Annotated in this window: 11 protein-coding genes; 2 read left to right on the top strand and 9 right to left on the bottom strand. The window is 54.0% G+C overall.

Annotation, left to right across the window (positions count from 1 at the left end):
• Positions 1-28: 28 nt before the first annotated feature.
• From AQ981_RS09775 to bolA, 9 genes are all read right to left on the bottom strand, one after another.
• Positions 29-433 (bottom strand): YbgC/FadM family acyl-CoA thioesterase, encoded by a 405-nt coding sequence (locus AQ981_RS09775; protein WP_058911556.1) that lies wholly within the window; start codon positions 431-433, stop codon positions 29-31.
• Positions 434-536: 103 nt separating this feature from the next.
• A complete protein-coding gene (locus tag AQ981_RS09770; protein WP_058911555.1) occupies positions 537-911 on the bottom strand; it encodes a ComEA family DNA-binding protein in 375 nt (124 codons plus the stop codon).
• Between the two features lie 146 nt (positions 912-1,057).
• Positions 1,058-2,932, bottom strand: coding sequence for a peptidylprolyl isomerase (gene ppiD, locus AQ981_RS09765; RefSeq protein WP_058911554.1), 1,875 nt, complete (start codon positions 2,930-2,932; stop codon positions 1,058-1,060).
• 219 nt (positions 2,933-3,151) lie between these two features.
• Positions 3,152-3,424, bottom strand: a complete 273-nt coding sequence (gene hupB, locus AQ981_RS09760; protein ID WP_058911553.1) for a nucleoid-associated protein HU-beta — start codon at positions 3,422-3,424, stop codon at positions 3,152-3,154.
• A gap of 221 nt (positions 3,425-3,645) precedes the next feature.
• On the bottom strand, positions 3,646-6,000 hold the full coding sequence (gene lon / locus AQ981_RS09755) for an endopeptidase La (protein ID WP_058911552.1): 2,355 nt from the start codon (positions 5,998-6,000) through the stop codon (positions 3,646-3,648).
• 187 nt (positions 6,001-6,187) lie between these two features.
• The gene (clpX, locus tag AQ981_RS09750; protein ID WP_058911551.1) at positions 6,188-7,462 is read right to left on the bottom strand and encodes an ATP-dependent protease ATP-binding subunit ClpX; all 1,275 of its coding nucleotides are present in this window, start codon (positions 7,460-7,462) and stop codon (positions 6,188-6,190) included.
• Between the two features lie 120 nt (positions 7,463-7,582).
• Positions 7,583-8,206 carry an ATP-dependent Clp endopeptidase proteolytic subunit ClpP gene (gene clpP / locus AQ981_RS09745; protein WP_058911550.1) on the bottom strand — a complete coding sequence of 208 codons (624 nt, stop codon included), beginning with the start codon at positions 8,204-8,206 and terminating at the stop codon, positions 7,583-7,585.
• Positions 8,207-8,492: 286 nt separating this feature from the next.
• Positions 8,493-9,791 carry a trigger factor gene (gene tig / locus AQ981_RS09740; protein ID WP_058911549.1) on the bottom strand — a complete coding sequence of 433 codons (1,299 nt, stop codon included), beginning with the start codon at positions 9,789-9,791 and terminating at the stop codon, positions 8,493-8,495.
• Positions 9,792-10,136: 345 nt separating this feature from the next.
• A complete protein-coding gene (gene bolA, locus AQ981_RS09735) occupies positions 10,137-10,454 on the bottom strand; it encodes a transcriptional regulator BolA (RefSeq protein WP_058911548.1) in 318 nt (105 codons plus the stop codon).
• A gap of 296 nt (positions 10,455-10,750) precedes the next feature.
• Between bolA and AQ981_RS09730 the strand changes: the two genes are divergently transcribed.
• Positions 10,751-11,329 (top strand): lipoprotein, encoded by a 579-nt coding sequence (locus AQ981_RS09730; protein WP_058911547.1) that lies wholly within the window; start codon positions 10,751-10,753, stop codon positions 11,327-11,329.
• A gap of 48 nt (positions 11,330-11,377) precedes the next feature.
• A complete protein-coding gene (ampG, locus tag AQ981_RS09725; RefSeq protein WP_058911546.1) occupies positions 11,378-12,853 on the top strand; it encodes a muropeptide MFS transporter AmpG in 1,476 nt (491 codons plus the stop codon).
• The last annotated feature ends 468 nt before the right edge of the window (positions 12,854-13,321 follow it).

Raw genomic sequence — 13,321 nt, 5'->3', positions numbered from 1 at the left:
TCCGCGTTCCGTGAAATCAGGTAGCGGCTCAGGCTTTGCCGATCATACCTTCAAGTTTTGCACGCAACTCCCCTTCCAGCGCCAGCGCCTTCTGGGTTTTCAGATCGATACACACGAAGGTGATTAATGCATCGGCAACCACCTGCCCTTCCGGCTCAAGAGTAATCACCTGACTGAGCACCCCGCTCTTACCGTTCAGTTGCTGCACCTGGCTTGTCACCGTCAGCACATCCCCGAGCACCGCCGGTTTACGGTAGTTGATATTGATATTGACTACCACGAAGGCAATCTGATTGGCCGTCATCCACTGGAATCCCTCTTCCTGGTCAAGGCCATCCCAGCGGGCCTCTTCAAGAAACTCCAGATAACGGGCGTTGTTGACATGCTGGTATACATCCAGATGATAACCCCGGACTTTGATTTGCGTCTGCATAGCGTCTCAACCTGTAGCATTATTGTTGTAGTGACAGAGGTCGCCCAACTGGTACGACCTCTACAGCGTAGCAAAAACTGGCGCCAGCGCCAGCCGTCCGGAATCAGAGTTTGAGGCGCGGCAGATTTCGCTCTACCAGCGCGTTACCTATCCCGGGGACCGATCGGAGTTCATCAACCGAGTTGAATGGGCCGTTGGCCTCCCGGTAGCTAACAATGGCCTGCGCCTTCTTCAGCCCGACGCCATTAAGCGATTCCGCCAGCATTTCGGCACTGGCGCTGTTGATACTGACCATTTCACTGTCCGCAAGAGCACGCGTTTCCGCTGGCGCCTTAGACGCGCCCGGAGGTGTTTTCGCCGCCGATGCAACGGCTTTTTCGGCAGCGGGCGCAGAAGGGGCGGCGTGAGCCGGCACAATACTCATTGCGCTACAGGCCAGCGTCAGTGCCAGCCACAGGGATGTTGCGCGTTTTGTCATGCTGTAATCTCCTTTGTTGTTAACAGCATGCACACACTAGCGACCCGCCCGGAGGACAGCAAACGGCGGTTTACAGATATGGAAAAGGCCGCGAAAGCGGCCTTTAGATGTTGCATTATTTTGCAGCGAGCTGCGAGATGCGCTGATTATTGCTGCTGCTCAATCGCCGAGCCCATCTTGATTTTCGCCGACTTACGCAGATTATCCATCAGCGCTTCGAAAGCAATCTGGGCGTTATTCTGGGTGATACCGCGCACCATGGTGGTTTTCTGCTCTTCCGGCATGTTACCGCTGCGCACTTCCTGCAGTTCCAGCAGCACCACATTGCCCTGCATATCGTTGCTGACGCCATAACCCGGTTTACCTTTCGCCGGCAGCGGCAGGTTAAAGGCCGCCTGGCTCAGCGGATCCTGGCTCATACGGCTAAGGGTTTTCACTTCGCCGAAACTTAAACCTGCGGCCTTCAGCGCCTCATCGCCGTTACCGGCTTTCAGCGCCGCCAGAACTTTATCCGCATCCAGCTTCGCCTGAGTTTCCGCTTTCTGGTATTTCACCGCGGCGATGACATCGTTACGCACATCCGCCAACGGCTTCACGGCCTCGGCTTTGTGTTCGGCAACGCGCAGCACAAACGCCCTGTCGCCATCAACGGTGATGATATCGGAGTTACTGCCCGGCGTGCCGTTTTCGCCCACCAGACCGCCATTGAAGATAGCATCGGCAACCGGTTTAAAGTTCAGCGCCTCCGGCAGATGGTCGCGGTCGAACCAACCGGTTTCCACCGCTTTCACCCCGGCTGCGGTTTCCGCGCTGGCTAACGATTCGTTGTCATTGCTGGCGGCATCGCTGACTTTCTGTTGCAGGGCATAGTAAGCGTCCAGCGCTTTTTCCTGCTTCACTTTATCGGCAATAGCGTCATGCACTTCTGAAAGCGGCCTGGTTTTCTGCGCCTGCAGGTCGTCCAGACGGGCAACCAGATAGCCAACCGAGGATTTGATGGGGCCGGAAAGCTGGCCTTTCTCTTTCAACCCGGCATTTTTCAGCTCATCCGGCGTGGTTTCCGACTCCAGCCACCCCATGTCGCCGCCGTTGCGGGCAGAGATAATATCGGTGGATTTCTCTTTGGCCAGCGCGGCGAAGTCAGCGCCGTTTTTCAGCTCATCCAGCACCGCCTGAGCATCCGCTTCGGTTTTGGTCTGAATCACGCTGTAGCGATAGCGCGGTTGCTGGGTATATTGATCCTGATGCTCATCGTAGTACGCCTGAATCTCCTGCTCGCTCGCCGGCTCCTGCAGGGTGGTGGCATCCAGCATAATGTAGTTAACGCGGAATTGTTCCAGCGCCACAAAGTGATTCTTGTTCTGCTCGTACCAGGCGCTGATTTCAGAATCCGTCGCCTGCTGTTTTTCGGCCAGCGCTTTGACGTTAATCGTCGCTTCGCGCACCAGTCGTTCCTGAGCGACCAGCGCCGCCAGCGCGTCCGTCTCGCCGTTGAGCATAAAGTCACTGCCGACCACTGCGCTAATCAGCTGATCGGAGATAAGCTGACGACGCAGCGCCTGCGCATACATATCCGGGTTCATCCCCATGTTGGCGACAATGGCGTTGAAACGGTTGTTATCGAATTTACCGTCAACCTGGAAAGCCGGCTGTTTAAAAATAGCCTGCTTCACCTGCTCGTCGCTGATATTCATGCCCAGATGCTTCGCGTACTGATCCAGCAGCGCTTCATCAATCATGCGCTGCAACACCTGCTGACGCATATTCTTGATGTAGTTTTCGTTTGACGCCAGTTCAGAATAACGATCGCCCAGTTGCTGCTGCAGACGGTTACGCTCGCTGACCACCGCGTTTTCAAACTGCGCCCGGCCTATCTCCTGGTCGTTAACTTTTGCGGCATAATTATCGTTACCGCCAATCAGGTAGTTACCCACGCCAGTCAGAACGAATGACACGATAATCAAACCCAAAAGAATTTTGAGTACGACGTGGTTTGCCGCCGCACGTAAATTGTCCATCATGGTGTAACAACACTCCGCTGTAGTGTAATGAGTACCCCGTTACCGCTGATGACCATGAGCAACCCAGCCAGCGGAACGCAAAGGTGTATTTTGACAAGAAAACAGGGGGATTGTCAGCCCACATCGACAATTAAAGTGTCCGGAAATAAAAAAGGCACATCGGAGGATGCGCCCTTTACCAACCAGCAAGCAAGCACAACGCGCTGACAATACAAACGATCAGTTCACCGCGTCTTTCAGCGCTTTACCCGCACGGAAACCTGGTACTTTAGCGGCCGCAATGGTAATTTCTTTACCCGTTTGCGGGTTGCGGCCGGTACGGGCAGCGCGCTCGCGAACAGAGAATGTACCAAAACCAACCAACGCTACGTCGTCCCCGGACTTCAGAGCTTCCGTAACGGCAGCAATCAGCGCATCTAACGAACGACCCGCCGCAGCTTTAGAAATATCAGCACCTGCAGCAATCTTATCTATCAGTTGAGATTTATTCACTCTTCTCTTCCTCTCTTTCTTATTTATATCGCACCAGTGTCCTTTACGGTGCGACCGCGCAGCAGTTATATCAGGCTTAATTTGCCCTTACAACACCGATGTTGTCGGCTTTCCCTGCCCTCCAGGGCAGACTTTCTCTAAGGTAGCTATACAAAAAAAGGCTGGCAAGTAAGAATTTACCCACCAGCCCGGTTTTTATTAACGCATTTTGCGGTAAGTCACTATTTTGCCGCGACTACCTGCATTCCCATCGGGTTATTCTGCAACGCGAGACTCAGAACCTCCTCAATGCTCTTCACCGGATGAATGTCGAGATCGGCAATGACATTTTCCGGAATCTCTTCCAGATCGCGCTTGTTCTCATCCGGAATCAGCACCGTTTTGATGCCGCCGCGGTGCGCCGCCAGCAGTTTTTCCTTCAATCCGCCAATCGGCAGTACCTGACCGCGCAGTGTGATTTCACCGGTCATCGCCACATCGGCACGCACCGGATTACCGGTCAGGCAGGATACCAGCGCGGTACACATCGCGATCCCGGCGCTGGGACCATCTTTCGGCGTTGCCCCTTCCGGGACGTGTACATGGATGTCGCGTTTCTCGTAAAAATCAGAATTTATCCCTAATTTTTCCGCCCGGGCGCGCACTACCGTCAGCGCAGCCTGGATAGACTCCTGCATCACTTCGCCGAGAGACCCGGTATACGTCAGCTTACCTTTACCCGGAACGCAGGCGGTTTCAATGGTCAGTAAATCGCCACCGACCTCGGTCCACGCCAGACCAGTCACCTGGCCCACGCGGTTTTCGCTGTCCGCGCGACCATAGTCAAAGCGCTGCACGCCGAGGTAATCTTTGAGGTTATCCCCGGTGATTTTGATATGCTTGCGCGACTTGTCCAGCAGCAACTGTTTCACTGCCTTACGACACAGTTTTGAAATCTCCCGCTCCAGCCCGCGCACCCCGGCCTCACGCGTGTAGTAACGAATAATGCCGATAATGGCGCTGTCATCTACCGACAATTCGCCTTTTTTCAGGGCATTACGCTCAATCTGCTTCGGCAGTAAGTGGCGAGTGGCGATGTTCAGCTTTTCATCTTCGGTGTAGCCGGAAAGACGAATCACTTCCATACGGTCCAGCAGCGGCGCCGGAATGTTCATGGAGTTGGAGGTCGCCACAAACATCACATCGCTCAGATCGTAGTCCACTTCCAGATAGTGGTCGTTAAAGGCTACGTTCTGCTCCGGATCGAGCACTTCAAGCAGCGCCGACGCCGGATCGCCACGCATGTCAGAAGACATTTTGTCGATCTCATCAAGCAGGAAAAGCGGGTTTTTGACGCCGACTTTCGCCATTTTCTGGATCAATTTGCCCGGCATGGAGCCTATGTAGGTGCGGCGATGGCCGCGAATTTCGGCTTCATCGCGCACCCCGCCGAGCGCCATACGCACATATTTGCGCCCGGTCGCTCTGGCAATGGATTGACCGAGAGAGGTTTTACCTACCCCCGGCGGCCCCACCAGGCAAAGGATCGGCCCCTTAATTTTATTGACCCGGCTCTGCACCGCCAGGTATTCCAGAATGCGATCTTTCACGCGATCCAGACCGTAATGATCGGTGTCGAGGATCTCCTGCGCCTGGCGCAGATCCTTTTTCACTTTGCTACGCGCCGCCCAGGGCACCTGAACCATCCAGTCGATATAACTGCGCACCACGGTGGCTTCCGCAGACATCGGCGACATCATTTTCAGCTTCTGGAGTTCGGCTTCGGTCTTTTCGCGCGCCTCTTTCGGCATTCTGGCCGCTTCAATTTTGCGCTTCAGCGCTTCATTCTCATCAGGCGCGTCATCCATCTCGCCCAGCTCTTTCTGAATGGCTTTCATTTGCTCATTCAGATAATACTCACGCTGGCTTTTCTCCATCTGCTTTTTCACCCGGTTGCGAATACGCTTCTCAACCTGCAGCAGATCGATTTCCGACTCCATCATCGCCATCAGATATTCCAGACGCTCGTTAACGTCGGACATCTCCAGCACAGACTGCTTATCCGCCAGTTTCAGCGGCATATGGGCGGCGATGGTATCCGCCAGGCGCGCCGGATCGTCGATGCTGTTCAGGGAAGTCAGCACCTCCGGCGGGATTTTTTTATTCAGCTTAATGTAGCCTTCGAACTGGCTGATGGCCGTTCGCACCAGGACTTCCTGCTCCCGCTCTTCAATGACCGGTGAGTGGAGGTATTCCGCCTGGGCGGAGAAATGGTCGCCATTGTCCGCCAGCGTGGTAATCCGCGCCCGCTGCAGCCCTTCCACCAGTACTTTTACAGTACCGTCAGGCAGTTTCAGCATCTGCAAAATAGACGCTATCGTGCCGACCGAAAACAGGTCATTCACGCCCGGTTCGTCCGTCGAGGCCTCTTTCTGGGCCACCAGCATGATTTTTTTATCATGATCCATGGCCGCTTCCAGGCAGCGAATGGATTTTTCACGCCCGACAAACAATGGAATAACCATGTGCGGATAAACCACCACGTCGCGCAGCGGCAACACGGGGATTTCAATGCGTTCGGAACGCTCAGGATTCATAGAGCTCTCTCTTAGTTAGTTTCCGCCTGGTAACGGGACCCACGCGAACCTGGTTCGTGTGGGTCACAAGCAAGTAAACCAGTATATGGGGATGTTTCCCGGACATTCAACGGCAGGGATGCAGGAAAAATAAAAGGGGAGAATTATCCCCCCTTTTTTCAGTTAAATCGTTGTCTGAACTGGTTAATTATTCACCAGATGCCTGCTGAGCGTCGCTCTTGCCGTAGATCAACAGCGGCCTTGATTGCCCTTCGATCACCGATTCGTCGATCACCACTTTTTCGACGTCTTCCATTGAAGGCAGATCGTACATGGTGTCCAGCAGCGCCCCTTCAACAATAGAACGCAGACCGCGAGCGCCGGTTTTACGCGCCATGGCTTTCCTGGCGATCGCATCCAGCGCCTCATCGCGGAACTCCAGCTCGACGCCTTCAAGGTTGAACAGCGCCTGATACTGCTTGGTCAGCGCGTTTTTCGGCTCTTTGAGGATCTGAATCAGCGCTTCTTCGCTCAGCTCATTGAGCGTCGCCACCACCGGCAAACGACCAATGAACTCAGGAATCAGGCCGAATTTAATCAAATCTTCCGGCTCCACCTGAGACAGGAGCTGGCCTTCAGTGGCTTTCTGGGATTTCACCTTCACGGTGGCCCCAAAGCCGATCCCGGAACCGGTTTCAACGCGATTAGCGATGACTTTATCCAGACCGGCGAAAGCGCCGCCGCAAATAAACAGGATCTTCGAGGTATCCACCTGCAGGAATTCCTGCTGCGGATGCTTACGGCCGCCCTGAGGCGGTACCGCCGCGACGGTCCCTTCGATCAGTTTCAACAGCGCCTGCTGTACCCCTTCCCCTGAAACATCACGGGTAATTGACGGGTTATCCGATTTACGGGAAATCTTGTCGATTTCATCGATATACACAATGCCGCGCTGGGCCTTCTGCACGTCGTAATCGCATTTTTGCAGCAGTTTCTGAATGATATTTTCCACGTCTTCGCCGACGTAACCCGCCTCGGTCAGCGTGGTGGCGTCGGCCATGGTAAACGGCACATCCAGCAGACGCGCCAGGGTTTCCGCCAGCAGGGTTTTCCCGCTACCGGTCGGCCCGATCAGCAAAATATTACTTTTACCCAGCTCTACGCCGTTGGCGTTATCACCGTTACGCAGACGCTTATAGTGGTTATAAACCGCTACCGCCAGCACTTTCTTGGCCTGCTCCTGGCCAATCACGTAGTCATCAAGATGATGACGAATTTCGTGCGGCGTTGGCAGCGCACTGCGCTCGCGATGCGGAGCCACCTCTTTGATCTCTTCGCGAATAATGTCGTTACATAAATCAACACATTCATCGCAGATATACACCGACGGCCCGGCAATCAGCTTACGCACTTCATGCTGGCTCTTGCCGCAGAAAGAGCAGTACAGCAGCTTGCCTGAACCATCTTTGCGCTTATCTGTCATGAGTTAAAACCTCTTCTCTGTTGCTCTGCGCTGCAGTACAGCGCAAACGCTAAACCCCTGCCCCCCGGATATCCGACATCAGGAACCGCCCTGTTACAGTATAGCGGCCCCGACAGGGTATCAGGTGCGATGGGTTAAAATTGAATCAACCAGACCATACTCTACCGCTTCACTGGCGGAGAGGAAACGATCGCGCTCGGTGTCAGTCTCTATCTGGGCAAGAGGCTGGCCGGTATGTTGCGCCATCAGCTCATTCATACGCGCCTTCACTTTGAGAATCTCTCTGGCATGGATTTCGATATCCGTAGCCTGCCCCTGGTAGCCACCCAGCGGCTGGTGAATCATTACCCGGGAGTTCGGCAGGCAAAAGCGTTTACCTTTAGCCCCGGCGGTAAGCAGGAACGCGCCCATTGATGCCGCCTGGCCCATACAAATGGTGCTGACATCCGGCTTGATAAACTGCATGGTGTCGTAGATAGACATCCCGGCGGTAATCACCCCGCCCGGAGAATTGATGTACAGGTAGATGTCCTTTTCCGGATTTTCCGCTTCCAGAAACAGCATCTGCGCCACAATCAGATTCGCCATATGGTCTTCAACCTGGCCGGTCAGAAAGATGACGCGCTCTTTAAGCAGACGGGAATAGATATCAAAAGAACGCTCGCCGCGAGAAGTCTGCTCTATAACCATCGGCACCAGGGCCATATGGGGTGCAAATTGATTTTGTTCGCCACTGTATGACATGTCCGTCTCCTTCATTATCGTTTTCACTGACCAGGCATACTGATTCTACTTGAGACCACGCTGGATGACTACGATACGTGGTCTGACACACGGACGCATATCAGTCAGGGTCGCTAAACACATTCACCCATGGTTATGGGGATACCCATGCTCTGTTTCAAGCATAACAACCTTTTCCCGTTACGCTAACCCGGGAAAAAGAGTTTTCATCGACGACCGGTTATGAAAAAAAAAGCCCGCCACCTCTGGTGACGGGCTTATGATCGCAGATGCAACCGTCAGCGCATCAGGCCTGCTGGTTCATCAGCTCACTGAAAGTAGTGCTCTTCTCAGTGACTTTCGCTTTTTCCAGAATCGCTTCTACGGCCTGCTCTTCCAGGGCAACATTGCGCATGTTGTCCATCAGCTCTTTGTTTTTGCTGTAGAACTCGACTACTTCCTGCGGATCTTCGTAAGCGGAAGCCATCTCTTCGATCAGCACTTTCACGCGATCTTCGTCAGCTTTCAGCTCGTGGGTGCGAATCACTTCACCCAGCAGCAGACCAACGATAACCCGGCGCTTCGCCTGCTCTTCGAACAGTTCGCGCGGCAGCTCCATCGCCTGCTTCTGGTTACCACCGAAGCGCTGTGCCGCCTGGCGACGCAGTACATCGATTTCGCCGTCGATCAACGCTGACGGGATATCGATTTCATTGGCTTTCACCAGACCGTCGATAGCCTGAGACTTAACGCGGTTACGCACCGCACCTTTCAGCTCACGCTCCATGTTCTTACGCACTTCAGTACGCAGACCGGCGACAGAGCCGTCTTCCACGCCGAAACGCTTGATGAACTCTTCGGTCAGTTCCGGCAGTTCACGCTCTTCGACTTTCTTCAGGTTAATTACGAACTTCGCCGCTTTACCCTTCAGGTTTTCTGCGTGGTACTCTTCCGGGAAGGTCACGTCGATGGTGAACTCTTCGCCCGCTTTATGACCCTTGATGCCGTCTTCAAAGCCCGGGATCATACGGCCCTGGCCCATAGCCAGAACGAAATCGCTCGCTTTGCCGCCTTCGAACTCTTCACCGTCTACAGAGCCAGTGAAATCGATGGTAACGCGATCTTCCGCATCAACGGCGCCGTCTTTTTCTTTCCAGCTCGCCTGCTGCTTGCGCAGGGTATCCAGCATGGTGTCAACGTCAGTATCAGCCACTTCAACAACCGGCTTTTCAACTTCGATCTCTTCCAGACCTTTCAGTTCAACTTCCGGATACACTTCAAACTCAACGGCGTAAGTAAAGTCTTCGCCCAGTTTGTATTCGCCCGGAACATAGTTCGGCGCGCCAGCCGGATTAATTTTTTCTTTGATGATCGCATCAATAAAGTTGCGGCTCATCAGGTCGCCCAGCACATCCTGGCGAACAGATGCGCCATAACGCTGAGCAACAATATTCATCGGTACTTTGCCCTTGCGGAAACCGTCAATGCGAACTTTTTTCGCCACGTTGACCAGCTCGCTTTTTACCGCGTTCTCGATGCTGTCAGCAGCGATAGTAATCGTTACACGGCGCCCAAGGCCCTGAGTGGTTTCAACTGAAACTTGCATCTTGTTACCTCAAAAAATCACAGTGCTCGGTCAACTCCGGAAGCCACTCTATGCGCTTCCCGGTACCGGGATGCTTTCTGAATCAGAATCACATTCCCTGTCGCCAGAATCATCCCGAAGACATTCCGAAAATTAAGACGCAGCATTATAGCGGCATCATATTAGTGAGTCGAGAACGGTTATCGCGCCAGGGTGCGGCTTTTTTCACAATTCCTGGCGAAGTTTGCCTGAAACCTCGCCCATAACGGTTTTTTCAGACAAAAGAAAACGGCCCGCGGGCCGTTTTCTGGATACTGGCGCACCGAACATACCGGAAAAACCGATAACGATGCAAACGATTAGCGATCAGGCAATGCTGCCAGCCCCTTTACAGGGCGGCGAAGCGAACACCGTATCCTGCAGCGCCTCCCACTCCTTATGCGTATAGGTGTGCAGCGCCAGCGCATGCACGCTTTTTGCCAGTTCCTCGCTTAACGCACTATAAATTAGCCGGTGGCGGGTTAAAAATCGTTCTCCCGTGAAGCGATCGCTGACCAGTATGACTTTGAAATGGCTTTCAGAGCCGGCAGGGACATTGTGACGATAGCTTTCATCAACGACTTCCAGGAACACAGGGTTAAATGCCGCCTTTAACTTTGCTTCTATTTGCTCGCGTACCATCATAATGATCTCCTTAACAACGCAGAGATGCCACCCATCCCTTTAAATGTTAGCCGCTTTTGCCGCTTCTATTAGCATACAACAATAAAATTCTGCTTTTTACCCCATTGGCAGTAAGCCCTGCGCGCAAACAACCGCCAGCCGGCGCCGCTCCGGCTGGCTATCGCGCAAAATTACCGACAGAATGTGGAAAAGTCAGATAAGGCTGAATTTACCCCCCTGACCTGGTTACCGCCTGGCCCAGGCAGTGCTATGATGGCCGCAATTTTTGGTATACCTGATACGTTGAGACCCTGAACATGCTGAAAAAAATGCTATTCCCGCTCATCGCAGCGTTTATGATTGCCGGCTGCGCCACGCCGCCGACGACCATTGACGTGTCCCCGAAAATTACCCTGCCGCAACAGGACCCCAGTTTGATGGGCGTGACCGTCAGCATCAATGGCGCCGATCAGCGCGCCGACCAGGCGCTGTCTAAAGTGACCCGCGACAATAAACTGGTGACCCTGACGGCTTCCCGCGACCTGCGTTTCCTGCTCCAGGAAGTGCTGGAAAAACAGATGACTTCCCGCGGCTATATGATTGGCCCGAATGGCGCCGTCGACCTGCAAATCATTGTTAACCAACTGTTTGCGGATGTCAGCCAGGGGAACCTGCGCTATACCATCTCCACCAAATCGGACATCATCATTATTGCCACGGCGAAAAACGGCAACAAGATGACCAAAAACTACCGTTCCAGCTATAGCGTCGAAGGCGCGCTGCAGGCCTCCAACAAGAATATCGCCGACGCGGTTAACACCGTACTGAGCGATACCATCACAGATATGGCTCAGGACACCAGCGTTCACGAGTTCATTAAGCAGAACGCCCGTTAATTGTTATTCTTCTGGCCCGCGTCTTGCGGGCCAGCCACTGAGTTAGCCATGTCCAGTCATTATTTACGTATTTTTCAGCAACCTAAATCTGCCATTTTATTAATTCTTGGCTTCGCGTCCGGCCTTCCGCTGGCCCTCACCTCCGGTACCCTACAGGCATGGATGACCGTCGACGGCATCGATCTGAAAACCATCGGTTTTTTCTCTCTGGTCGGTCAGGCCTATGTATTTAAATTTCTCTGGTCGCCGCTGATGGACCGCTACACGCCGCCGTTGCTGGGGCGGCGCCGGGGGTGGCTGCTGATTACCCAGATTTTGCTGCTGGTCGCCATCGCCGGAATGGGCTTTATGGAGCCCTCCTCGCACCTGCGCTGGATGGCGGCGCTGGCGGTGATCATCGCCTTCTGCTCCGCCTCCCAGGACATTGTTTTCGACGCCTGGAAAACCGACGTTTTGCCCGCGGAGGAGCGCGGCAGCGGCGCGGCGATCAGCGTGCTCGGCTACCGCCTGGCGATGCTGGTTTCCGGCGGACTGGCCCTGTGGCTGGCGGATCGTTACCTTGGCTGGCAGGCGACCTACTGGCTGATGGCGGCGCTGTTAATTCCCTGCATTATCGCCACCCTGCTGGCACCGGAGCCGGATGAGGCGATTCCGGCTCCGCGCTCGCTGGAGCAGGCGGTGATCGCCCCGTTGAAAGATTTTTTCGGTCGCAATAACGCCTGGCTGATCTTGCTGCTGATAGTGATGTATAAGTTGGGAGACGCCTTTGCCATGAGCCTGACCACCACCTTCCTAATCCGCGGACTGGGCTTTGACGCCGGAGAAGTCGGGGTGGTCAACAAAACGCTGGGGCTATTCGCCACCATTGTCGGCGCACTGTTGGGCGGCGTCCTTATGCAGCGCCTGTCACTATTCCGGGCGCTGTTTTTCTTCGGCATTTTGCAGGGAGTGTCCAACGCCGGCTACTGGCTGCTGTCGGTCACCGACAAGCATCTGTTCACGATGGGCAGCGCGATTTTTGTCGAGAACCTGTGCGGCGGAATGGGTACTGCAGCCTTTGTCGCCCTGCTGATGACGCTGTGCAATAAGTCGTTTTCCGCCACCCAGTTTGCCTTGCTCAGCGCCCTGTCGGCGGTAGGCAGGGTATACGTCGGCCCGATTGCCGGCTGGTTTGTGGAAGCGCACGGCTGGCCGACCTTCTACCTGTTTTCTGTCGCCGCCGCGGTACCTGGCATAATATTGCTGCTGATCTGCCGCCAGACGCTGGAATATACCCAGCAGACCGAAACCTTTATGCCGCGGGAATCCTTTACCCGCGCCTATCGTTTCGCCCTGCGCCTGCTGAGCATCGGGACGTTGCTGTTCCTGATGTGGCTATTGGTGATTATCAGCAATGCTCTTGCGCTGACCGCCCTCACTATTGACACCCTGTTACTGGAATGGGGCGTCTGGTTTGCCGTAGGCGGTATTCTGCTGGGCGCGGTTCTTGACTATCTGGCGCTGCGCCGCCGGGCACTGGTTTAAGCGCCTGTCGAAAATGTGTTGTCCGGCGCGCGTCGGCGGCGCATCTTCGCCCTCCTCTCCCCGGGTCTGTCAAGGCCTGTTAATCTTTCTCCCGGCCCACACCTGCGTTAAAGCCGGGCCGCCCCCTGCAGATAGCGACATTACAGGCAGATCTAATTAACTGAGACGATTTATTACTTAATTTTTATTATACAGTTCATGCCATAAACTATTTATCTGCTGAAAAAGAGAGCAGTTGATAAGGTTAATGAAATATTAGCAAGCGTAGCGATGGACCCCAGGAATATTCCAGCTTATCATTACGTGCGATATTATCCTTAACGATTCAGCCACTGAAAAAAATATCTTTGTTCTTTTTGTGTTTTTTAATTGTTCCTTATTTGGGCTAAATTTGTTAATCAATTGTTTTCTTATTCATATTGGTTATACCAATTGGCCACATTGACCTTTCTTTACAATGCGTTTTGT

It is taken from the genome of Entomohabitans teleogrylli (assembly GCF_001484765.1).
Lineage (GTDB): Bacteria > Pseudomonadota > Gammaproteobacteria > Enterobacterales > Enterobacteriaceae > Entomohabitans > Entomohabitans teleogrylli.
This window is presented reverse-complemented; position numbering and strand designations above follow the sequence as displayed.